The organism is Natronoglycomyces albus (assembly GCF_016925535.1).
Lineage (GTDB): Bacteria > Actinomycetota > Actinomycetes > Mycobacteriales > Micromonosporaceae > Natronoglycomyces > Natronoglycomyces albus.
In genome coordinates this window covers 2,406,413-2,429,879 of the sequence record NZ_CP070496.1, presented here as the reverse complement: position 1 = coordinate 2,429,879, position 23,467 = coordinate 2,406,413, and the positions used below count along the sequence as shown (strand labels likewise).

Sequence of the window (23,467 nt, the reverse complement as noted above, 5' to 3'; positions counted from 1 at the left end):
CTGGGTTTGTAGTCAAATTCCGCCAGTGATGTAAGCGCTTGCACATAGACTTGTTCACCATTCTCTTCAAACCCGGAAGCCCGCCTGACCTCATATGACACTTCCATATCGAGAGGGGGGTGATGGCTCTTGGCCCTCACCCCCCTCTCGGATCACACCTCTAACTGAGAAAGCGCTTCCTTCAACACATCAACGGCGTGGTCTAGCTCCTCGGGAGTAATGACCAGCGGCGGGGCAATCCGGATCGTCGTACTGTGCGTTTCCTTGCACAGAACCCCAGCCTTGGCCATCCGCTCACACACCTCGCGAGCGGGCGGGGCGGCCTCGGACAACTCCACGCCAGCCCACAAACCACACACCCGAATCTCTTTAATGAGATTCGGATCAATCTGACTAAGCGCGTTGGACAGGTGTTTGCCCAGATCAAGAGAGCGTTGCTGCCACTCACCGGAACTCAACATGGCGACCACTTCGCGGCCAATCGCGGCCGACAGCGGGTTGCCACCGAACGTCGAACCATGCTGCCCAGGGCTGAAAACGTCCATAACCGCTCGGTCGGCCACCATCGCCGACAACGGCATGATCCCGCCACCAAGGGCCTTGCCCAACAGATACACGTCAGGGCGCACGCCCTCGCGCTCACAGGCGAACGTGTATCCGGTGCGCCCAAGGCCCGACTGAATCTCGTCGGCGATCATGAGCATATTGTGCTCGTCGCACAACTGCCGGATACGCTCCAGCCAGCCGGCCGGAGGAATGACAACCCCGCCCTCACCCTGAATGGGCTCGAACAGCACCGCCACCGTGTTCTCCGTGATAGCCGCCTCTAGCGCCTGCGCATCCCCATACGGGACAATGTCGAACCCAGGCGCAAACGGCCCAAAGTCCTGACGGGCATTGTCATCAGTCGAGAAACCGACGATCGTGGTGGTGCGGCCGTGGAAGTTCCCATCGAAGACAATAATGCGAGCCTGGTCGGCAGCCACGCCCTTGCGCTGGTAACCCCACTTGCGGGCCGTCTTGATCCCAGTCTCCACAGCCTCAGCGCCAGTGTTCATCGGGAGAACGGAATCCATGCCCGCCAACGCGGCCAGCTCGGCGGCGAACGGACCCAGTTGGTCGTTGTGGAAAGCGCGACTGGTCAGCGTAAGCCGGTCGACCTGCTTGTGAGTCGCCTCCACCAAACGAGGGTGACGATGGCCGAAATTCATCGCCGAGTAGGCCGACAACAAGTCGAGGTAACGGTTGCCCTCGGTATCGGTGACCCAGGCTCCTTCGCCCTCAGCGAGCGCGATCGGCAGCGGGTGATAGTTGTGCGCGCCATGCTGGTCTTCCAGCTTGATGAGGTCGGCGGATGAGGTCATGGTGAAATCCTCTTGCTCTCGAAATTGCGGAAACGATTCATCGTGGAGAAAAGAGAGTGTGGGCGCTGTCGTCCAAAACCGCCATTCTCGCGCCGCGAGGCCACAACGCGGAAGTACGCGAAGAACGCGGGACGAGCCGCGACCAAAGCGACGCCCCGACCAGGGCGAGAAAAGGCCACGGGCTGTGCGCGGTGAGCGCAGACGAGTGCCGCATCGTATCGCGGACGGGCAAGGCGACCTTGGACGACACGCATCAAAATTCGCCTACGGACCCACACGTGGACCTTGGAGTCGCCGCGAAGCCGCACCCTGGCACGGCGCGGTACCCGCGCGGCCGAAACACCCACACGGCGGGCGGCGGCGCGCTGCGGTCGGCTCAGCGTCACACAGGCAAAAGGCGTCAACGAACCTCCAGGTCCCGTTGTGGTGCGATTGGGCTCACGATGTAGAGGCATTGCAACATACGCGCAACGACCACTCCGGCCGGGGTAGTGGCGATGTGAGGAAAAAATGCCCCTCTACCTGCGTTTTTACGGATGAGATTGCATCGGTCTGATTGTATATTCACCCGCTCGGACCTCCGAGCGGAATGAAAACCGAACAACATATGTGACAGCAGGGGCCAAATGGCACCAAAGAGATACCCGTGCAAGTGTTCATTTGTCACATCTGGCAGCTCTACCCCAAGCCCACAGGCTCGCCTAGCGTGGAAGCCGTGACTCAACTAATCACTAAAGACCTACCTCCGGTCTCATCGACCCGTGCCGCGACCGCAGCGCTGGCGGTCACCATCGGCTCGGTCATCCCGGTATTCCTGCTCGGTGGTCTTGCAGTGCAGATTATCGCCGAACTGTCGATGTCGGCCACCCAACTGGGTCTGGTGGTCAGCCTCTACTTCGCCGTCTCGGGCGTGACGTCCATTCTGTGTGGGCGCGCCGTCGAGAAGTTTGGGATGATCGCTGGCTCCTATGTCGGAATTGGCCTGGCTGCGGCGAGTTTGATCGCCGTGGCCGTGTTCGCGCATAGCTTCGCTGTGCTGGCAATTCTGATGGCTCTAGCCGCCCCTGCCAACGGTTTTGGTCAGTTGGCGGCGAACGCCATCCTCGCCACATACGGCTCCCCGCAACACAAAGGTCTCCTCTTTGGCCTGAAACAGGCCGCTATTCCGATGTCGACAATGCTGGCGGGGGCATCGGTGCCACTGTTGGCCCTGACGGTGGGGTGGCGCTGGGCGTTCATAGCCGCCGCCGTATTGAGCCTCTTGGCAATTCCGCAACTTCGGGGCATCCCAGCGCGCCGCAAAAATGTGCCTGCCTCACAGAGCGAAAGAACGAACCCGGCACCGGCCAAGAGCGTCATGAGCCCCGGTCTGATCCTCATGACAGTGGCCACCGGTGTGGCGGCGACCGGAGCGACACCGACGGGTTCCTTCTTGGCCGACTACGCGACGTCCATTGGGGTTTCGGCGAGCCTGGCTGGACTCAACCTGACATTGGGCGGCTTGGTTGGAGTATTCGCCCGTACCTTCGTCGGGGGGATCGCCGACCGAAACGGGGGGACAAACCCGTTCTCCATCATCGTCGTGTTGCTTCTGATCGGGACCGCCGGTCTGCTGACGTTTACCCTCGAATCCCATTGGCTGCTGCCAGTGGCGACAATCTTGGCATTCGCATTCGGTTGGTCATGGCCCGGTTTGTTGAACTTCGGAGTCGCCAGCCTGTATCGACACACCCCGGCGGCCGCCACCGGAGTGACACAGACCGGTGTCTACATCGGTGGCGCTTTGGGCCCGCTGGGCTTTGGCCTCTTGGTCGACCACAGTGGATACCAAGCCGCATGGGTGGCGGCGGCCGCCTGCATGCTCTTGGCCGCAGCGCTCATCGAGACCAGCCGCCGAATGCTGCGCAACGAAAACCTGGGGGTTTAATACGTTGCGCGGAACTGGCGCAGCGGTAAAACTGTGCGCATGCCTGATGCAGCGCTCGAACGAGACATCGCCGCCATCTATGACGTGCTCAATACCTGGGGGCTGGATGACGATTTTGTCCTTGACCGGATTAAGAAGGCTCAGGCAGTACTCGATGTGGGATGCGGAACTGGCCGGGTCCTCCACGGCGCGCTCGATGCCGGGTTCACCGGGAGGCTAGTCGGTATCGACCCCGACCCATGGGCTCTGGAACGGGCTCGGGTTCGCAGTGAGGTCGAATGGGTCCACGGCGACATGTCCACGCATACGTGGGATCGAGAGTTTGATCTTGCGGTGATGACGGGGAACGCGTTCCAGCAACTCGTATCCGATGAGGACGTGACGACTTTGCTCGACGGGGTTTTTCGCGCTCTGCGCCCAGGCGGCAGCTTCCTCTTTGGTACTCGTGATCCCCGCGCCAAGGCATGGGAGTCATGGTCCGATGAACCGGCGACATTCACTTTCGAGGGAGACAAGGTGACCATGTCTCAGAGGGTTGAACCTCCGTTGGACAAGTCGAACATTGTCATCTCCATAGACGAGACGATGGAGAGCGCCCGTTGGGCCGCACCCGATACCCGAACGTGCCAATTGCGCTTTTTCACCCTCGACCAGGTGAACTCCTTGCTCGCCAAAGCTGGTTTTGTCGTCGCAGAGCAGTACGGCTATTGGGACGGGCGGCCCATTGACGCACATAGCCGCGACATCATCACGCTCGCGAAACGCCCGTGAAGCAGTTATGGCCTATTACGGTGAGCCGCACATGGCTCAGATATACGACACATTGTGTACGGGCCGACCAGATGCGGACTTCTACCTAGACCTGATCATGCGGTCTCGCTCAGTCTTGGATGTGGGCTGTGGAACCGGTGCCTTTCTGCGTGCGGCCCGCGAAGCCGGCCATCCAGGACGCTTGTGCGGTCTTGACCCGTCCGAACCCATGCTTGAGGTAGCTCGCGCTCGCGGCGACATCGAGTGGGTGTGCGCAGACGTCTCGGCTATGCATTGGCGACAAGAGTTCGACCTGATCATCATGACCGGGCATGCGTTCCAATTCTTGGTCGACGATGCACAGATCGCCGGGGCGCTTGAGGCAATCCGGCGCGCGCTGGCTGAGGACGGCCGGTTTGTCTTCGAGACGCGCAATCCCCTCCGGAGGGCTTGGGAGCGGTGGACCAGTGAGTATCAAAAGGAGATCAAGGGGCCTAATGGCGAAGTGATTCAGGTGCGTCATGACCTGGAGTCGGTCGAAGGAGACACTGTCACCTTTACCGAGACCATGAACAGCGCGTCCTGGGAGAAGCCGTCTCTCAGCCGCTCGAGCCTGCGATTCCTTGACCGCCCGTCGCTTGCACAGTTCATAGCGGACGCGGGGTTGAAGGTCGACCATCAGTATGGGAACTTCGATCTGCGGCCGTTTGAGGACGATGATGACGAGATCATCACGGTCGCTTCCCGGAAGTAACCCATATCACGAGCGCATGAGTGGGCCTCCTAGCTGCGATAATAGTGTCGTCACGCGGGAGTGGAGGGTCTTGAAAGTCCCGAAGAGGAGTACGTTAAAGTATTGGTATCGCCAGCGAGGGAAACCTCGCAAACGATACTTTGCGGAAGTGGCGCAGCTGGTAGCGCGACACCTTGCCAAGGTGTAGGTCGCGGGTTCGAACCCCGTCTTCCGCTCCACGAAACCCAGGCTTCGCGGTCTGGGTTTTATTGTGGGACTGCCACTAGGCATCCTCCCCGGGTCCGGCTCGCCGGATAAGGACGATTAGCTCAGCGGGAGAGCGCTTCCCTGACACGGAAGAGGTCACTGGTTCGATCCCAGTATCGTCCACTCAGAGTCTCGAAGAGAGCATGAGGGGCCATCTAGTCGATGGTCCCTTTCTTTGTGCGTGTTGGCATTTAGGTAAGTCGGGTCGGCCTACAGCAGACTTCCTCGGTTCCATTAGCTGTCGCTCACTTCATTGCCCATTTGATGTCCCGTGTAGTCGGTGGCTATCTCATGGACTCTGCTGCCAGTCGATGCAGCGATCTACAAAGCGCCCGTTTGCTCGAAGTAGGTTTCGCCAGCTATAGATGATCGCATTCCTTCGTTGTTGCAGCTAAAGCCGATATTGCCAACAGTGGGGCTATCGCCCTGGTGCCTTATTTGTCGTTAACCTGCAACTGCATCTAGGCACCGTCTGGAAGGTGCACTGTCAGATTAAGGCGAATGAATGAACTATCTATTCTATAAAGAGTGCTAAGAGTCACATTTGACTAGTGAGATGTTGTTGTCTGTTTGAGGCGAGGCGTTATTGACCTGCTGAAAGTAGTGTGCTCGTGACAGCCGTACGTTAGTTACTAGATCGAGCCTGTGCGTGGGTGTGAAGAGATCTGCTTGACGGCGAGCAGAGGGCCGTCTACTGTGGCTCGGAGAGTGCGGTGCCCCACCAACAGCCGCGCAGTGCCCTTTTCATTAACTTAATGGAGAATCTCATAGTGCCCGCCCCGCAAGAGCCGATTCGTTATGCCCGGCCGCTGAAGGCTGCTACCCTGCCAATTCTCGCTGTGACGGCAACAGTCACTCTGTCTTGGTTGTTCCTGCACATGCACAAGCCCCGGACGACCTTCGTGAGTTCGACCGTTGTGCCGAATACCTTGACGATGAGCTTGCAGTTGACAGCGAGGAACTTGCCATGCAGCTCGCTGCTGAGCGTGGCGAAGATGTGGAAGTTCTAGGGAGCGAACTAAGCGATATAGTAAGTATTGGGTGAATCAGTGAATTGGATGAGGTTGGTGGCACAATAGTGAAAAAGTGCGAAGAGCTCGACAGTCACGGTGAGATCGCCCTGTGGATGCTAATGCAGGAATTCGATTGGGGTTTCGAAGACGCAATAGAGTCTAATCTAGAAGCGACTTTGATGATTTCTAGAGAGTATTTTCCGGGAGACTGGAAAGATGTAGCTAGAGCGGCGATTTCAGCGGGCTTTAGAAGAGGGTGGATTGTGCCTGGGCATGAGGACCCTGATTTTGCGTCTCGATATTCGAGCATGTTTCGGCCACTGCCGGGAGACCCTGATGATTGGTCTACATGGATCTATAGGAACTATCCAAGCGAGGAATCACCAGATTCCGTCGATAGGTTTGCGATTATTCCTACGGCTGCTGGTCGTATGTTGGATCGCCGATACCGGCAAGCGTTCCAGTCTGGCCTCATAGGTTCTTCGTGTGAAAACATTGTAGACGGGGCCCAGATCACGGATCTGGCAATGCGGTCGTGGTGCACGGCAGCTGGCATCACCTTGCCTCGATTTGAAATGCTAGATGCCGATCAACAAAACACGGTGTCCATAGAAGCGTTCGCACAACTTACCGTCGCACGAGTCGCGCTCGACACTGAGGTTCGCGCTAAGCACACTTCAGATTGGCATAATAACTATACGGCGTTGAGTACTTTGGAAAGTTTCGATTCCCATGGGAGACTCGCCTGTGATGCTGTATTGGGGAGCGACATGACTGCGCGTATTCGATTCCCAAGTGGGGTACTTTACCCAAAAGAGGATTCATATGGGAACGAGGGGCAGCATGATATTATCCGCGTGCAGATCTCCATGCTGCTCTTGATTGCAAGGTTGCAGCATCAACGGTTGTTTTCCAGAGAATTGCTTGAACTCCTAGACTGGAGCCAAGATCGATCTCATTCTGTGCACCGATCTATTCTGCTAGAAGCATTGCAGCAACTAGTGGAAAATGGAATGGTCGAGATCGGAGATGGGCCAGATGAGGACCCAGGTAACAATGAATTTACCGCATTCCCTGGCTCGCCGCGCGACTGGGCAAAATGGCTCTATGAGTCTTTGTGGGTTCCACGACATGCTGAAAAACCAGGACCAGATAACTATTTTTACCTCTCTCTGACACAGTATGGAATGCGAGCTGGACAACATCTCGTTAATGACCTACTGTCAGGCTCTAATGCGCGCGATGTCGACCTTGTGGCCGACGAAGCCAGGTTGGTCGAAGTACTGGTCGCATCATGGCGGAAGTTCTATGACAATTCACTGATGAGCTCTCGATTCAATTTTGACGAATATGAGATCAAAGTACTGATTGATGTCGCTCTTGAACTGCTGATCCTAGCGGAAGATTCGTGAACTAAGACTGGAATGGAATTTGGAGCAACTGGGCGTAAGGTTCTCCAGATAGCAGTTGATGGTGAAGGTAGGATGATCACTGCATATCCTGTTTGGAGTATGTAATTTATGAATGAGATTACAAAGGAAAGAAACTATATTAATTTTTTTCCATTTTCAAGGAATGAGTCGTGGCGTGCGGACTGGAGTCCGGAATCTATGTCAGTGGATTGGGGGGATATCGATGAATGGTCTTTGCTATATGATCTATTCGAAGTCGAAGTAGAGATTGTTATTGGTGGGCAAGATTTTACGCCTGTCGGACGCGGTTTGTTTCCGATTGTGGATTACGTAATTATACTTTCGTTTCCGCTACTAACGCTTTTGCGCGAAGGGGGGCATGTTGAAGCAATTTCGTCAAATGGGATTGCATTTTACGTGTTTGCTCTCGAGGGAGACACCGTAATTATGACTGATCTGGATAAAGCTATGGCTGACCCCGAACGTGGGGGTTCGATTCAGGTAAGTATTGATGATTACAGAATTGTGAAGGAGCAGGCTATGGATAAAATGTATAGCCTGCTTTATGGGGCTCACCCTGAGCTGCGGCGTCATAAATATATCGCAGAATTGAGGGAGTCATTGGCTGAACACGATAAGGCGTATGTTTGCGACAATATAGACAGTGTAAACTAGAAAATGAGTGAGTTGTGCGTTCAACGCCTTACGAATGAATCAACCACCTGTGAACACGGATCTTTATTTCAATAAATGGTTATTCTGTATTCTCTACATGCTCTGACTATAAGCACCTATCAAACTCTTCATTGACAAGTTGGCGATGCTTCACACTTATTTTCAGAGAGTGCCTACGAACAAGTCTAATATGTAATATCTCTAGCGCTATACAGAAACTATTCGATAAAATTCAATGAATGTCCTTATTTTATCACTGAATCGATTATTTTAAGTTTGCGAATTAAGGAGAACAGCGTGTTGGTTGAGTGTATTTCTTCTGATGAAGTGAGAGAGTGGGTTGATGATAAAGGAGATATTCATAGGAACGTTCATCACTTGCAGCAAATTAGTGTCGGAACGAGGTACGAAGTTCATGGAATTGTCATGGGGGGCGATAGAATAGCATATCTCGTCGCTGGGGACAAAGATGATACCGACCCTAACGTCTATCCAATGATGATTCAGGATAAAAATTTTGTGATCGTGGATCCAGCGATACCGGCCGATTGGTATTCTTGGAGGGGTAGGATACTTTGTTATTTCTGTGGAGAGAATTGCGATTGTGGGGCAAATCCGCCTGTGCAATTTTGTATAGGATATAAAGAGTTTGCTTTGTCGCTTCGGCACGGGATAGGACTGAGTGAGAGGAACCCTGATGACCTTCTTATTTTCTATAAGGTTATACATGGGATTCGAGAAAAATAGAAGTATGATCGATAAAGAGTATATATGAGCCCCGACTGGGCACGGTATGTTCCTTACTCGTCAAAATCTGCATCAGCCTTTACTGAATAGACTGAGTATTTGCAGATCGTCGTTGGAGTAGTCAGCATGTTATCATGCGTTATTTTCGACAACATCTTGGTTAGGTTCACACTAAAGTTATTCATCGTGGTGAGGTTGTGGAAAGCATCTGGTAGAAGAAGAATCATCTAAAGGTTGTCTGATATCGCTTGTGCCACAAAGGTTGAGTATTTCTGGGCGGGTTTGGTGACTGTCCCCGAGGAGTGTTGGGTCGAGCCATTCGCGTGGTTGCCGGCCAGCGGTCACTAAATTGGTTCGTCAGCTTGAACGCGAAGGTTCTGATGCGCTTCGTCGGTGCTTGCCCCTTGCCCCTTGGGGCTTGTCGTTGTCCGATCGGGTGTGGCCGGTAGCGGCTCCCTGGCGTTCCATCCTCACCCTGCGTTAAATGGTGCCTTTGTTTGGGAGCTCGAAGCCTGCTGCCGACTGCATCATCGAGAACCTGGACCTTAAACCAACGTCGCGGATGCGTAAGCGATTTGCATCGGGCACGATGCTCATCGTCGTCGGCACCCTGGTGACCATCTAAGACCAGTCGATCGCTGAGGCGTGCATGAAGTCCGGTACTCGACCAACCTTCAGGTCGACATCGACGCCGACACGCAGCCGGTGGTCATGGCGGGCACGACGTAGCCTTACTGCGCGTTCACGCCTGCAAGGTCTGCGGTTAGTCCCGGGCCGAGTACATCCGCTGGCGATCACCTCGTGATCGCCAGCGGCGGCTATCTCGCCACCAGCGCGATCGCCCTTCACCGCCGCCGTGCAGGTGAGGCGCTACCGCCCTGGAAGTAGGAGCACAACTCTCCATGCGGTCAGGGTAAAACCTGCATCCCGTGCGCTATCGCGCGAATGAAGACCTGCAAATTTGCGCGACTGTTGCTTTGGAGACGCACTGTCGCGATCGCGATCATTCGCATCGCCCGCCTCCACAACTTCGCCCGCTCCATCAAGGTCCTCAACCAACATGAACACCAAACAAGTTGAGCAAGGCGCATTATGTGAGCATGAAAAGGAAATGAGACTCTGCTCTGAGGCAAATTGCGACTTTGCGGAAATTGAATCAATGTGTTTGTGCGATGGTCGACGTCCTGGTGTGGAAATTAAACTAAATAGATTCACCAAGTGTGTCTGGAACATCTAGTACGGGAGACTTGGCATTTGGCTGATAAGAGTCTGTGGTGTTCTTTATTCCAAGTTAACCGATTGCACATTTTAATTGTCCGTATGGAATGAGAATTTAAATGAATTCTACTATCAAGTTCCCTTGTCCGTGTTGTGGCTACGTCGTCCATGACGATGTGGGTAGCTATATGATTTGCCCAGTTTGCTGGTGGGAAGATGACCTTATACAGCTTAGATGGCCGACTCTGCGAGGCGGGGCGAACAAGCCCTCACTCGTTGAAGTGCGGAAAAATTATCGCAGTTCTGGCGCATATGGTTCGGATCCGCGGATCGTCTCATTGACGAGTTCCTATGAAAAGATTGAAGAAAAGGAAGAGGGTTTCAGAGCCGTTGATGTGGAGAAGGATAACTTTGAAGCCGAATATGATCAACTCGACCCGTGGCCAGAGGATCGGTCAACACTTTATTGGTGGAGAAGTACTTTTTGGCGTTTGTAAACTCCTTTGAACTCTTTTAGGACAACAAGTAATGCGTTCAATAAAGTCGCTATTCTTAGGCCGATATGCATTTTTGGCTGGGCTAAGTGTTTTGTGAATATGCTTGGATCGCGGCTGCCAGGAAGTCTGTGGGTACGTGTCAGTGCGTTTATAGACTGCAAAAGAATAGGTCCTAGAACGACTCGAATCTAGTTGATACTTCGATGAACTAGTGAACTGAATCTACATTGGATCAGCAGGCTTCATTTAGTCTGAGGCAATCTGCGTGTAGTAAGGATATTACTCACGCCGCTGCCGGGTCGGTTTCGATGGGCTCTCGGTAAACAGTCGGCAACTCGACTGAAGTCATCTTTGGTTAGCGGCACGCGACCTCGCAGCTGGAGCATGGATCAGGGCCCCATCCGGGTCCTGGGCCCAAGCCACCCAGATATAGCATCATGAATCCACAATCACCACTCACAGCCTCACCGTCGGATCGCTCCACACGTTCTACGTCGTCAGTTGAGAGAAAAAACTCCTTAATCACAACTGCAGAATCAGTGGCATCGAGGGAGTCGTTGACAATCTGCGGACTCTGCAGCGAGGGAAAAGTAGCAACCCAAACTTCCGAGTGGTATCGTCGCAGTCGGACCTCGACGATTTGTTTCTTGAAATCGCATATCATGGTGATAGCATTTCTAGTATGAAAAACAACGTTGGGTTTTACACGAATCTCCCGGATGGAACCAGAGTGCAATATCGATACAGTTCAAGATCTGAGGGTGCAGCAATCGATGTTAATCCAGGAACAGGTAGAAGTATCGATAATTGGAGAGTGCATATTGATAAATAGTCAGGAGCGAATAGATCACGAGATCACTGTCTCGATTCTTCTTGAAATAGCTGATGAGGATCGACTGTTTACCTACCTTCTTTTCTATGCACCGCTAGACGGCGATAAGTCGGGAAAAAAGCGAGAGCCTTATTGTCGGCGTGGGATACGAGCCGTGTGTGATGCTATTGAACGCGAGTTGATTAGTATCGATCTTTGCGTTGGATATGGTAATCCTGATGCTGAAACGCGTGATGGTTATATTCGGATGCGGGAGCCTGCTGACGTGCAGGTCGAGTATGTGCACGCCTTTCTCGACGACGGCGACTTCGAAAATATCGGCTGGGACGGAGACGAAGGGTTTGATTTTGGTATAACCGAGAAAGGAAAAAGATGTCTCTCTCTGGCGCATTCTTTGGCACAGGCAGAGTATGAGCTGATGCTAGCGGAGTTCGGGATCGTGTCGGCGCGGGATTTGGTGTTGCCGGCAGTCCAGGCCTGGAATAAAGCGCACGGTTTCAAGGCGTTTACTGAGGACAAAAATATTCTCATGGAATACGAAGAATATTTCTACCACTTCATCTACGGAGGCCTTCTGAACCTGGACGGGGTTGAAGTTGGATACGGCCCACGGAACGCGATCCAATGGGAAGTCGCGGACCCATTCCGCAACGCTTTCAATAGCGATTTCGCCTATAAGGGACCGCACGCTGGCCTTCCACTACTTGGGGAGAACGTGCACTTTCGCATAAAAGAATTCTAAGATAAGAGGCGAATCTGGCCAGTCACGCTTTCTGAGTTGTTGATGACCCTGTAGATGCGGGGCCACGGATGGTTATTGGGCACCGGCGCGCGCCCTCGCAACCGGGGCATGGATCAAGACCTCATCCGGTTCGTGGACACAAGCGGCCCAGGTAGAGCATCATGAGACCACAACCACCACCCACAGCCTCACCGTCGGATCGCTCCACACCTACTACGTACAGGTAGGCAGTTATGCATTCCTCAACCACAACTGCTCGGAGGTCGACCCGAGAGAGGTGCATAGTGCTGAAAGAGCCAATCAACGTGGCATAGACGTGCAACATGTCTGGGACGAAGGAGAACTATTTATTGATTTTGAGACGGGAAGATCGGTAAAAATCCTCGATCAGGGGAATGGCACGAGGCATGTTGTAATCAGAGAAGGGGATAAACCTATCACGAATTTTCCCATTACTGATGCTGAGTACAATAGGTACACCGGGCCTGGAGGGCGCTGGGAATGAGACACTTGGTGGTGATCCAGCCTAGGAATTGGAGTTTATAAAATGAGATCTAGTTATATGCTTTGTTGTGTCTGTTTGAGTCGTGACGTGGATAGATCTACGCACGATATGGTGCAGGTGGATGTGCGAGTGGACCAGCGGTTTCAGGAACTGGCAATGCATCGTGCGTGCTTGCGAAACGTGGTCGATCCCAGTATTCCAGTCGTGGGGGAAGACGGGGGTAGGTCGCCGGTGATTTCGGCTCCAAAACGAGATCTGGTCCTTACTTGGGAAAGCCGCGTTTCGTGTCTGGAAAGCGGATCTGTTGATAGCGAGGATGCCATGGGGCCAGACGAGTTCCATGCGACATTGCGGGTACGTGACATCATTGATGGCCACGGGGGTATAGGCGCGCAAGAGACGCGGATTTTGCGATGGGCTGATGAGAGGTTCCTGGCAGCCACGCTGGAGGTCTTCCGTTGGCCCGCAGAACATGGGGGAGGCGAATTGAGTGCGCGTAGGTGGTGGTGGGGGCGTGCGCCTTTGTTTCATGGTTAGGCGTATATCTGTAGCAAGCTGGTCAGTGCAAATTAGAGGTTGAGGGCGCAGAGATGTTCAGCGTCTAGCTCGTGTCTGAGTCACCTGTGAACATGGATTCGCATTTCAAGAGATGGTGATTCCACGATGTGAACATACATGCCATTACCGATCCTCAAGGAAATCTGTTGTGGATATCGGCAGCCTTGCCCGGCCCTGTTCATGACACACGAGCCGCCCGCATCTGGCAGATCCCCTATGAGTGACACCGGGCTAACATGCCCCCTAGCCGACAAGGGATACCAGGGTTTGGACACTGACAACATCGCCGCGCCATGGAATGGAAGTAACAAACCCCCATACACAACCGACTACAACCGCCTGCACAGCCAGCTACGCGACCGAGGCGAACGCATCTTCGCCCAACTGAAGAAATGGCGCATCCTGCACAAACTCCGCTGTAACTCCCACCACGCCACCAATATCACCCACGCCATCAGCGTATTCAACAGCCACGAACAAAAAACACGATGAAGTAAGCTTCATGTATTCCTCATTGGAGAGCGCCATCTGGACCGCGTCGGTGTCTTCGTCTCCCCAGAAACAGTAAATTGGGCACGGCGCATCGTCGACTAGGGCGTCGGGAGCCAGATTGGCAATGTCGCGATAGAACTTCCGCGCCGCCAAAGGATCAAACCGTTGCTGCACTTGCTCCAAGACGGCATGATCCTGCTCTAGCTCTCGCGCCTGGGTCTCGACGTCGTCTAGCGTGATTCGATAATCGCCGAGCACGGGAAAACCACCGGAAGCCACAGCTGCGACGGCCTTGGCAGTGCGCAACTGACGAGTCAGCCACGGCCCGAAAACCCCGGTGAAGGAGTAGCCAAAGAACACAAAGCGCTCATAGCCCACATGCCGCGCAACGGCCTGCAAGTCAGCAGCCCAGCACCCCACGTCATAACTAGGTCCCCCGGTCCTGGAACTCTGACCGTAGTCCCTGGGGTGGCGACGATGAGAGTGAACTGCTCCGCCAGCTGAGCTTCGACGCCAGCGTCCCAGGTGTAGTTGCACTCTGGGGCTAACAGCGGGGGACCAGCACCGCTGACTTACTAGCTTTGTGAGTCGACGGGCGCGAGTTGGTAACCGGAGCAACCGTGATCGGGTCTCATCCGACTGTACCGACTTTGGCCGAGTACGAGACCCCGCCTACTGAGGCAGCGTGAGGACGTCGGCCCCATTTTCTGTGATGGCGATCGTGTGCTCGCTATGGGCGGTCAGCGATCCGGTGGCACTGCGCAGCGTCCACCCGTCGGCGTCGGTGATGAGCCGATCGGTGTCAGCCATGACCCACGGCTCAAGGGCCAGCAGCAACCCGGGGCGCAATCGATAGCCTTTCCCAGGGCGTCCTAGGTTGGGAATGTGCGGGTCTTGATGCATGGTCGACCCGACCCCATGGCCTCCAAAGTCGGTGTTGACCCGGTAGCCTGCCCCGGTCAGAACGGTACCGATGGCATGGGAGATGTCTCCGATGTGTGCCCCTGGCACTGCGGCCGCGATTCCAGCTTGAAGAGCACGCTGGGTCGTATCGATCATCGCTTGCCCCGACGAGGTAGAGGAATCGCCGACGAAAAAGCTGATGGCCGAGTCGGCGACCACCCCGTCCAAGGATACGGCCAGATCTAGGCTGAGCAGGTCCCCATCCTTGAGTTGGTAGTCGCGCGGCCGCCCATGGAGGACAGCGTCGTTTACCGATGTGCAAATGTAGTGACCAAACGGCCCCTGGCCGAATGGCGGCGCATAGTCGACATAGCAGGACTGGGCACCCGCCTGGCTGATCATGTGGTGCGTCCATTGGTCGATCTCCAGCAGGTTCGTGCCCACGACGCACCGCTGTCGCAGCGTTTGCAGAATCGACCCGATGAGCCTGCCGGTCTTGCGGGCCCGGCGCAGCTCAGCAGGGCTCATTATCTCAATCACGCTAATTTCCTCGTCCGGTGGTCCAATAACTATCCCGGTAATACTATCCCAGTGTTAATATCCTAGGCATGGTCAGGTTGCCCCTTACATCCGCGGATATTGAGCGCGGCAAGCGCTTGGGCGCCATCCTGCGCCGCGCCCGCGGTGAACGATCCATGCTTGAGGTCGCGTTGGCCGCCAACATCTCCCCCGAGACACTGCGGAAAATCGAGTCGGGGCGAGTGGCCACCCCCGCGTTTACCACCATCGCGGCCATCGCCGCCGTCCACGACCTTTCACTTGATGTCGTGTGGGCGCAGATCAGTCAGCCCACGAGCGATGCTGATGCCCAGCGGCAGCCTCAGCGACCCGGCGAACGCCTAGCCTCGTAGCCCGCTGCCTCTTTCGCTACATCCCGCCTCGCCCGTGCCAGGCAATGGCAGCGAGTGAAGCCCCATACCCGATCGGAGCTCTGCGGATCTCAAGAGCCATGCCGATTGCGCGTTAGTGCTGGAAGCGACCCCAAGCAGGCCTACCGAGGCGCTGTGCGTGCGTCAAGGGTCCTAGGCGAATTCCTGCAGCCAAATCCTAGTAACTGTTAAAAGGCTGTATTACAGTTACTATTGTCGGGCGATCCTGAATCAAGATCCCAAGAACCCGCAGCCAGGATGAGCCACCACGACCAAGAACGGGCACGAATAACGGCGCCACCGAAAGGGGTGCGAGTATGACGACCACGCGACTCACCGTCAGTCCCTTGACTTCGCAAACGTGGGACGACTTCGAAACGGTGATGGGAACCAACGGCGGAGCCCGCGGCTGCTGGTGTATGCATTGGCGGCTAAGCATCGACGAATGGATGGAGGGCAAAGGCGATGGCAACAAAGCGCACATGAGGAAACTCGCCACCGGTTCGCCCAGTCCAGGAGTCGTTGGCTACCTCGAAACCGAGCCCATCGCCTGGTGCGCCTTCGGCAACCGCGCCGACTATCCCCGCATGCAGCGCTCTCCGCTGCTGAAACCGATCGACGACGAGCCGGTCACCTCCTTGAGCTGCCTACTCATCAAGAAAGGTCACCGCCGCGAAGGGCTATTGCCAGAGTTGATCCGGGCCGTATGCGATTACCTCACAGGGACCGCTGAAATTCGAACGCTCGAAGCCTACCCAGTGGACCCGCTCGGCGGCCGGCAAGCCGGGGCCGACAACGCGATGACCGGCATCGCCAGCGCGTTTCGCACCGTCGGGTTTCACGAGGTCGCACGACCCCGCCGCGACCGTCCAGTGATGCGGTACTCGTTGCGATGAGCACTGGCACTGTGTGGAGCGACGACCATTTTATCGCCGGTGATGTTGCGCTGGATTTCGCGAACACGGTCTATCGCCGCACCCCTGAGCTGGGAGCGGACCTGCTCGATAGCCCTGAGTCCTTGTTTTCGTGGCTGCGTTGGGCTGCGCTGTTGCCAGCAGGGGATGGTCCAGCACTGGACGATGACCCTGAATCGGTCCTGGATGAGGGGCGCACGATGCGCCAGCACATGTGGGCGGTCTTTTCCTCCCTGGAGAGTGGGAGCGATGTACCGACTTCGGCACTGGCGGGCCTGCTTGGGGTCGCCTATTGCGGTGTGCGCGACGCGGTGACTGTGGGTGCTGATGGTTCGATTGCGCCGCATATGGTTCGGGGGGCGCTTTCGGTCCTTGCGTTGCGTTCGCTCAGGTTGGTGCTGAGCCCGGGGTCGCGGCCGTTGCGATCGTGCGGTCGGTGTGGTTGGTTCTTTGTGGATTCCTCGCGTGGGCGGCGTCGCCGCTGGTGCAGCATGAAAACCTGCGGAAATCAGGCCAAGGCGGCCCGTTATCGCAGCACCCACTCATAATCGGTTGCCCTGTGTTGGCCCTCATTTGATGAGGCGATCAGCTGGGTTGCTCATAGTTTGCGCTGAGGGTTTCGATTCCATCCAGCAGCAGACGTAGCCCGACGGTGAAGAGTCGGTCCAAGTCGAGGTCGTAACCGTCTTCCAGCTGGCCCGAAGGGCCGAACATGCCAACCAAGGCCGGGTAGCGCAAGCGAGCATCGTCGGACCGCATAGTCGGCTGATAGCGCAGGTCGGCCCATTCCTCGTGTGACACGCCAGTGTGTGAGATCGCGATGTCCTCCTTTTCGCGATTGGCCGCCACTCCGGTGATGTGGCCGTGTATCAACACATAGACGTCGAATCGGACCGCAGGTGGAAGAGCAAGTTCGTTCAAGGCCGCGAGCATGTGGTCGCCGATGGCCAACAAGCTCGGTACGGGGGTTGGGCGCGTCACGGGGTGCATATGACTCAGCCAAGGGTGGCGCGCGTGTATGCGCCATAGCTCGCTGGCGAGTTCTTCGATGCGGCTCCTCCAGGGTTGCGCCACCTGGTTGGGGACATCGATGGTGCCGTAGGCGGTGTCGGCCATCGACAAGATTAGTTCCTCTTTGCTGTCGAAGTGCCGGTATAGCGACATGGGGGAGACGCCGCAGCGTCCGGCGACTGCGCGCATGGACACCGCTGGTAGCCCGGCCGTATCGGCGATATCGATGGCGTGGCCGACGATCAGGTTTCGGTTGAGTTCACTAGCGGCAGGGTTGTGCGCTGCCTGGGGCGATCGTGGGGGTGCGGCCACCACGCTGCCCGAACGCGGACGGGTCACGATCAGCCCTTCTTGACGCAACACATCGAGGGCTTTGGCCGCGGTGGCCAAGGCCACCGCGAATTCTTTGGCGACCTGCCTCGTCGATGGCACTCGTTGGCCAGTACCGAGCGTGCCGTTGGTAATCCGCCTGCGTAGTTCGGCGGCAATCTGTCGAAACGGTGCTTCCTCAGTGCGGTCCACGTAGGTGCCTCCCTATCAACTGATCTAGAACAGATGCCCGCGTGTTCAGTTCTGATCGCCTTAACTGTTCTAGGCTAGAAGAAGCTAGAAATGCAGTTCACGCGCTACTTTCCTAGAGTTATGGCATCACTTTTACGCTCTAGGGGAGTAGCAATGACCACTGTACTTATCTCGGGGGCCGGAGTCGCGGGAACGGCCCTGGCCTACTGGCTGCGTCGATTCGGCTTCAGCCCCGTCATCGTTGAGAAGGCACCGGCGCTGCGGGTTGGAGGGCAGGCAGTCGACGTGCGCGGAGTCGCTGTGGAGGTGCTGCGGAAGATGGGTCTCGAGTCAGCCGCCCGATCTGTGCGCACGACAATGCGAGGTATGTCCATGTTGGATGGCCAGGGCAATGAACAATGGCGTTCCGAGGAAGTCACGCTTTCTGCCGGGCGCGTGGACTCCGATGACATTGAGCTCTTGCGAGAAGACTTGGTACAGCTCATGCACGCGGCCACCGACAGTGTCGAGTACCTGTTCGGTGATTCCATCCGTGCTTTGAGCGCAGATGAGACGGGAGTCGACGTTGAGTTCGAGCACGGTGCCCCACGCCGCTTCGATCTAGTGATCGGGGCTGACGGTCTTCATTCCTCCACCCGTGACCTGGTGTTCGGACCCGAACGAGACTACATTTCTCATTTGGGCACGTATCTGTCGATTTTTAGTTGCGACAACTTCTTGGGCCTAGAGGATTGGCAGACGTGGTTCAACGAGGGGGATGTGGGCGGAGCGGTGTTCACTGTTCGTGACAACTCCCAGCTGCGGGTGAATCTGGGCTTTATCACCGAGCCATTCAACTTCGATCACCGCGACACCACCGCCAACCAGCGGCTGCTTCAGGCCCGGTTCTCTGGCCTGGGCTGGGAAGTTCCGCGACTACTTGAGCGGATGCGGCGGGCTGACGATTTCTATTTCGACTCCATGGCCCAAATCCACCTGCCCTCGTGGTCAAAGGGGCCAGTGGCTCTCGTGGGGGACGCGGCCTGTTGTGCGTCCGCCCTTTCGGGGCAAGGGACCAGTGTGGCGATGGTGGGAGCATATGTGCTCGCCTCGGAGCTGCATCGGGCCGAGGGGGAACATCGAGTGGCCTTCGAACGATACGAAATACGAATGCGACCTTTTGCCGAAGCCAATCAAAGGCTAGCGACCGACCCGCGCGACCGACACGCGGAGGCCGAAAACGTTGCGGCCGTGGAGAAAGTCAAGAATGCGATCGATATGACCGACTTGTGGGTATAGCGCCCGGTTCCCGCCAAGCGCAAAATTTCACTTACAACTCTGTAAGTAATATGTCCGAATATATTGACTTTGGTTAATAGACCGTCATAATTGAGGTTCCAGGACGTGCACAGTCTTAGAGCCACTAACAGATTTTCCTTCCACTGCGATGGTGTTTATGGCACCTGGCCGCCTTGTCGGCACTTGCCATATCCGCTGAGGCATGGCAAGCACCCTCGCCTTGCCAATCGGTCATACGCACCATCCTCGCTACGGAAACTAATCAGTTGGTAGCTCTTAGGGTTCGATCCCACCTCCACACGCGTCAACGTCGCCGCGCTCCTCCCTCCGCCTCGCGACTGAGGCATCCCCTGGCAAAAGGAACCCCCATGACTTCCGAAACAAACACCACAACGACCCGGCCCAAACGCCGCACCGTGAAATTCGTGGCGGCTGCGGCGGCCACAGTGGTCGCCGCCGCTGGCATCACCATGGCCTCGGCCAACGCCAACGCTCAGGATCACCACCATGAGTGGGAACTGATTTGGGCCGATGAATTCAACGGCCCGGCAGGTTCGTTGCCTTCCTCGAAGAACTGGCACTTCAACATCGGGCACTCCTACCCTGGTGGCCCCGACCTATGGGGCACAGGCGAAATCGCCTACCACACCAACGACCCCGCCAACGTCTCCCTCGATGGCAACGGCAACCTCGTCATCACAGCGCACCGTGACGGCAACGGGGACTGGACGTCGGCCCGCTTGGAGACCCATCGCGGAGACTTCCGCCCGCCCGAAGGCGGTGCCCTCCGCGTGGAAGGCCGTCTTCAGCTGCCCAATGTGACCGGAGAGGCCGCCGAAGGATACTGGCCCGCATTCTGGGCCCTGGGTTCGCCATACCGTGGCAACTACTGGAACTGGCCGGGCATCGGAGAGTTCGACTTCATGGAGAACGTCAATGGCCTCGATTGGATCTCAGGCGCACTCCACTGTGGTGTCGCACCGGGCGGACCATGCAATGAGTTCAACGGCCTCAGTGGTTCGACCGACTGCATCACCGGCCCCTGCATTGGAGGATTCCATAACTACGCCTTCGAATGGGACGACAGCGTATCTCCAGCGCAACTGCGCTGGTACATCAACGACACCCACTTCCACACCGTCAGCGAAGGTCAGCTACCGGCCCACACCTGGGCGGAAATGACCGAACACGCTGGCTACTTCATCCTGCTCAACCTCGCCATAGGCGGCGGATTTCCCGATGGAGTAGCGGGTAAGCAGACACCCACGGCGCAGACCCAACCGGGACACTCGATGCTGGTCGACTACGTGCGAGTCTTCACTCGCAGTTAGCCCATCTCAGTTGCCTTCAGGGGCAATTGCCTGGTCAGTGCGGGGCGAAATAGCCTTGTCTCGTACTGGCCAGGTACTTCCGTGACGGTGGCGCTACCACGTTCACATCTTGAAACTGTGGCGACGCCGCTGCACCAGTTCACCGAACAGATCCTCATACATGGGGGCGATCTGCTGGGGACGGTATCCCTCGGCGGTGCGCAGCTCAGCCTCGCTTAGGTCATAGCGAAGCTGAGCGTCCGCCATCAACTGTTCCAGTTGTTTGGCGATACCCGATGCGGTGGGCTCGCAGAGCATTCCGTTTCGATGATGCTCGATGAGCACCCGCGGCCCAATCGGAACATCCGTGGCCACCACAGGTACACCGCTTGCCATAGCTTCAATGAGAGACATCCCGAATCCTTCGAAACGCGAGGGAACCACGGCGATGGAGGCCTGGGCCCACCTATCATCCAGCGGCGTGACCTCCCCGGCCAGCACCACTCGGCCCCTCAGATCCTCGCGGCTAATGCGTTCGTCGAGTTTTGATGACTCGCTACCGCTTCCATAGATGACCAGCGACCATTCGGGAAAGTCCTCGGCGAGCATCCCAAACGCGTCCACCAACAAGTCGAAACCCTTCGTACGGGTGTGTCGACCCGCCGCCATGATGACCGGTTCGCTCAACTTCGACATACGTCGTACCGGGACGGGGACCGCATTGGGGATGGCCCGAATAGGAGCTGCAAAGTCGGCCAGCTCCCTTCGATACTCCTGGCAGTCCTCCTGCGTCAACGTGACAATGGCATCGAGTCCACGCATTGTCTTCAGCAACTGGCTGCGCAGCCGACCACGATAGGAGTTGAGAAACCGATGCTCTTGGCCGATCAAGATGGTCTCAGGCCGACCATAAGCGGCCAGATACGAGTGCAGCCCGGCTTTGGTACTGATGATGACCGACGCCTCGGTCGTCGCCAGCCATTGCCGAACACGCTCGTCGCTGAGTCGACTATAGAGGTCGTGCCCCGGGGCGTCTCGTGGAAAAATGTCCGATTCCACTTGCGCGAGCCGCCGCTGCCGCAGGTGGTTACCACGCCTCCACATTGTTCCCCACTTACTGGAAAACAGCGGACGCGAATCGGTCAGAGGTGACAGCTTGACCCTCTCGTCCCATCGATACGCCACGTCGTCGCGGTGACGATGCACCGAGGCGATCTCCACCTCATGCCCACGTTCGGCCAGGAAGTTGGCGGTGTTGACAGTGGTTCGCACCGTGCCCCCGTTGCCGTAGGCATTGTGAACCAGAAAGCCGACTTTCATCATCCCCCTGGCTTCACCATCGCAAAAAACCGTTCCGCACGCGGTCAATTCGCTAAAGAGGCCATGGCACATTCCCACCTTCGGGCCAGCGACAGCGCGCCACGACTGGGGACAAAACGGCCGCAGCGCTGACGAGAAGGGGATGAACGCCCCCGCGCCGGTGTTTGGCCGGGTGGACGCGACGAACCGGGCCTAATCAACCTCACGAGTGACGCTGTACCCGTTCTTCCAGACCCTAACGATGTCCTCGGGCCGTGGAACGTGCTCGGTGATATCGGTGTCGAGCAACAGCATGTCGGCCTTGAGTCCTTTTCCAATTCGGCCCCGGTCTTTCAGCCCAAACGCGTCGGCGGTGGCCGAGGTCGCCCCGACGAGGATGTCGGTCGGACTGAGACCGGCCAGATACAGCAGCTGCATCTCGTGAAAGGTGCTAAGCCCAGCCACCAGATTGTGGTTACCAAGGTCGGTACCCACCAGGAGGGGAATCCCAGCCGCGTAGGCCGCCTCGACCCCAGCAAGGACGTTGGTGCGGAAACGTTCGTCAATACCAGGTTCGCCACAGTTGGGGTTGCCCAGCTGTTCTATGGCGGCCTTCTGATTCTGGTCGAGGAATGGGACAAGGTCCTCGTTGTCCACCAGGTCGAAAATGAGGTCGTCACAGGCGGAGGACACCACCGCCAGAGTGGGGATGATGACCGTGCCATTGTCGGCCATCATCGCGATCAGTTCTTCGTCGACGTCCGAGCCGATGGGGCCATGGGCCATGATGTCCGCGCCAGCTTCGACGGCGGCCCGGTAGTCCTTCCACGTATGGGCATGCGCTACCGCTAGGTACCCTTCGGCGTGAGTTTGCTCCACCACAGCGCGGGCCTGGTCGAGGGTGAGTGTGTCTCGGGGGTCCTCGGCGTTGCCGCTGTCGATCATGAACTTAATGAAGTCGGGCTCGGTGTCGAACTGGTCAGACATGAAGTCGGCGATGTCAGTGTCATCCTTGATGACGGGAACACTGCCGAACTGGGTGCCATGGCCACCGGGAACGGTGACGAAATGGGAGGCGAAAAACGTGTCGGCCTGCTCGTATTGAGACGGGTCCTCGCGCACTTGGCGCAGTCGTCGCATCCCACTGGTCTGGGAGTTACCCATTTCCAGCTGCGTCGTGTTGCCGAATCTGACAGTGGCGGGGGCCATAGTGGAGGCGTCGTGAACGTGGGAGTCGATGAGTCCCGGCACGAGAGTATGTCCTCCGGCGTCAACGGTGTCGATGCCCTCTGGTACAGCGAGGTTGGTGCCCATGTGCGTGATGGTGCCGTCTTCTACGATCACAGTGTCGGCGTCTACATCGGAATCGCCGTCGAAAATACGGGCGTTGCGCAGTGCGAAAGTTCCGGTGTTCGATTCCGCGTCGCCGCTGCCGTTGCGACAGCCGCTTACAGCGGCGACGGCCAATCCGGTTCCGAGAAGGGTGCGACGTGGGATACGTATACTCATGGATTCCTTTGCAAGGCGGGTATTCCCACTCACGCCCACTGCAAGGGCTGCATGTGGCGG

20 protein-coding genes and 2 tRNA genes are annotated in these 23,467 nt (G+C 56.7%); 17 read left to right on the top strand and 5 right to left on the bottom strand.

The window, feature by feature from the left end:
- Nucleotides 1-152: 152 nt before the first annotated feature.
- Entirely contained in the window at nucleotides 153-1,364 is a 1,212-nt protein-coding gene (rocD, locus tag JQS30_RS10310; RefSeq protein ID WP_213170201.1) for an ornithine--oxo-acid transaminase, read from the bottom strand.
- A gap of 715 nt (nucleotides 1,365-2,079) precedes the next feature.
- On the opposite strand from rocD, the gene JQS30_RS10305 reads away from it, so the two are divergent.
- The 12 genes from JQS30_RS10305 (at nucleotide 2,080) to JQS30_RS17850 (ending at nucleotide 13,732) form a co-directional block, all read left to right on the top strand.
- Nucleotides 2,080-3,291 carry an MFS transporter gene (locus tag JQS30_RS10305; RefSeq protein WP_213170200.1) on the top strand — a complete coding sequence of 404 codons (1,212 nt, stop codon included), beginning with the start codon at nucleotides 2,080-2,082 and terminating at the stop codon, nucleotides 3,289-3,291.
- 39 nt (nucleotides 3,292-3,330) lie between these two features.
- Nucleotides 3,331-4,062 carry a class I SAM-dependent methyltransferase gene (locus JQS30_RS10300; RefSeq protein WP_213170199.1) on the top strand — a complete coding sequence of 244 codons (732 nt, stop codon included), beginning with the start codon at nucleotides 3,331-3,333 and terminating at the stop codon, nucleotides 4,060-4,062.
- Nucleotides 4,063-4,093: 31 nt separating this feature from the next.
- Nucleotides 4,094-4,795 (top strand): class I SAM-dependent methyltransferase, encoded by a 702-nt coding sequence (locus tag JQS30_RS10295; RefSeq protein WP_213170198.1) that lies wholly within the window; start codon nucleotides 4,094-4,096, stop codon nucleotides 4,793-4,795.
- Between the two features lie 142 nt (nucleotides 4,796-4,937).
- Nucleotides 4,938-5,013: transfer RNA gene (locus JQS30_RS10290), tRNA-Gly, on the top strand.
- A 79-nt stretch (nucleotides 5,014-5,092) separates the two neighbouring features.
- Nucleotides 5,093-5,164: transfer RNA gene (locus JQS30_RS10285), tRNA-Val, on the top strand.
- A gap of 1,009 nt (nucleotides 5,165-6,173) precedes the next feature.
- Entirely contained in the window at nucleotides 6,174-7,466 is a 1,293-nt protein-coding gene (locus JQS30_RS10280; RefSeq protein WP_213170197.1) for a hypothetical protein, read from the top strand.
- A gap of 108 nt (nucleotides 7,467-7,574) precedes the next feature.
- Entirely contained in the window at nucleotides 7,575-8,141 is a 567-nt protein-coding gene (locus JQS30_RS10275; RefSeq protein ID WP_213170196.1) for a hypothetical protein, read from the top strand.
- A gap of 297 nt (nucleotides 8,142-8,438) precedes the next feature.
- Nucleotides 8,439-8,888, top strand: coding sequence for a hypothetical protein (locus JQS30_RS10270; RefSeq protein ID WP_213170195.1), 450 nt, complete (start codon nucleotides 8,439-8,441; stop codon nucleotides 8,886-8,888).
- Nucleotides 8,889-9,372: 484 nt separating this feature from the next.
- Nucleotides 9,373-9,513: a hypothetical protein gene (locus JQS30_RS10265; protein ID WP_213170194.1), complete on the top strand. Its 141-nt coding sequence runs from the start codon at nucleotides 9,373-9,375 to the stop codon at nucleotides 9,511-9,513.
- A gap of 712 nt (nucleotides 9,514-10,225) precedes the next feature.
- Nucleotides 10,226-10,603 (top strand): CPCC family cysteine-rich protein, encoded by a 378-nt coding sequence (locus JQS30_RS17690; protein ID WP_213170193.1) that lies wholly within the window; start codon nucleotides 10,226-10,228, stop codon nucleotides 10,601-10,603.
- A gap of 761 nt (nucleotides 10,604-11,364) precedes the next feature.
- A complete protein-coding gene (locus JQS30_RS10255; protein WP_213170192.1) occupies nucleotides 11,365-12,177 on the top strand; it encodes a hypothetical protein in 813 nt (270 codons plus the stop codon).
- Nucleotides 12,178-13,357: 1,180 nt separating this feature from the next.
- Nucleotides 13,358-13,732 carry a transposase family protein gene (locus JQS30_RS17850; protein WP_425498821.1) on the top strand — a complete coding sequence of 125 codons (375 nt, stop codon included), beginning with the start codon at nucleotides 13,358-13,360 and terminating at the stop codon, nucleotides 13,730-13,732.
- Between the two features lie 672 nt (nucleotides 13,733-14,404).
- Here JQS30_RS17850 and map read toward each other — a convergent pair.
- Entirely contained in the window at nucleotides 14,405-15,175 is a 771-nt protein-coding gene (map, locus tag JQS30_RS10245; RefSeq protein ID WP_213170190.1) for a type I methionyl aminopeptidase, read from the bottom strand.
- 68 nt (nucleotides 15,176-15,243) lie between these two features.
- Here map and JQS30_RS10240 point away from each other — a divergent pair, with 68 nt between their 5' ends.
- The 3 genes from JQS30_RS10240 (at nucleotide 15,244) to JQS30_RS10230 (ending at nucleotide 17,026) form a co-directional block, all read left to right on the top strand.
- Nucleotides 15,244-15,546, top strand: coding sequence for a helix-turn-helix domain-containing protein (locus JQS30_RS10240; protein WP_213170189.1), 303 nt, complete (start codon nucleotides 15,244-15,246; stop codon nucleotides 15,544-15,546).
- A gap of 335 nt (nucleotides 15,547-15,881) precedes the next feature.
- A complete protein-coding gene (locus JQS30_RS10235) occupies nucleotides 15,882-16,460 on the top strand; it encodes a hypothetical protein (protein ID WP_213170188.1) in 579 nt (192 codons plus the stop codon).
- A complete protein-coding gene (locus tag JQS30_RS10230) occupies nucleotides 16,457-17,026 on the top strand; it encodes a CGNR zinc finger domain-containing protein (protein ID WP_213170187.1) in 570 nt (189 codons plus the stop codon). Before JQS30_RS10235 ends, JQS30_RS10230 begins: the two co-directional genes overlap by 4 nt.
- Before the next feature lie 37 nt (nucleotides 17,027-17,063).
- On the opposite strand, the gene JQS30_RS10225 is transcribed toward JQS30_RS10230, so the two are convergent.
- Nucleotides 17,064-18,011, bottom strand: a complete 948-nt coding sequence (locus JQS30_RS10225) for a TetR/AcrR family transcriptional regulator (protein WP_213170186.1) — start codon at nucleotides 18,009-18,011, stop codon at nucleotides 17,064-17,066.
- A 153-nt stretch (nucleotides 18,012-18,164) separates the two neighbouring features.
- Here JQS30_RS10225 and JQS30_RS10220 point away from each other — a divergent pair, with 153 nt between their 5' ends.
- Complete coding sequence (locus tag JQS30_RS10220) at nucleotides 18,165-19,289, top strand: FAD-dependent monooxygenase (RefSeq protein WP_213170185.1); 1,125 nt, start codon at nucleotides 18,165-18,167, stop codon at nucleotides 19,287-19,289.
- A gap of 368 nt (nucleotides 19,290-19,657) precedes the next feature.
- The gene (locus tag JQS30_RS10215; protein ID WP_246497855.1) at nucleotides 19,658-20,620 is read left to right on the top strand and encodes a glycoside hydrolase family 16 protein; all 963 of its coding nucleotides are present in this window, start codon (nucleotides 19,658-19,660) and stop codon (nucleotides 20,618-20,620) included.
- Nucleotides 20,621-20,722: 102 nt separating this feature from the next.
- Here JQS30_RS10215 and JQS30_RS10210 read toward each other — a convergent pair whose 3' ends face one another.
- On the bottom strand, nucleotides 20,723-21,922 hold the full coding sequence (locus JQS30_RS10210; RefSeq protein ID WP_213170184.1) for a glycosyltransferase family 4 protein: 1,200 nt from the start codon (nucleotides 21,920-21,922) through the stop codon (nucleotides 20,723-20,725).
- 189 nt (nucleotides 21,923-22,111) lie between these two features.
- Nucleotides 22,112-23,407, bottom strand: a complete 1,296-nt coding sequence (locus JQS30_RS10205) for an amidohydrolase family protein (RefSeq protein ID WP_213170183.1) — start codon at nucleotides 23,405-23,407, stop codon at nucleotides 22,112-22,114.
- Between the last annotated feature and the right edge of the window lie 60 nt (nucleotides 23,408-23,467).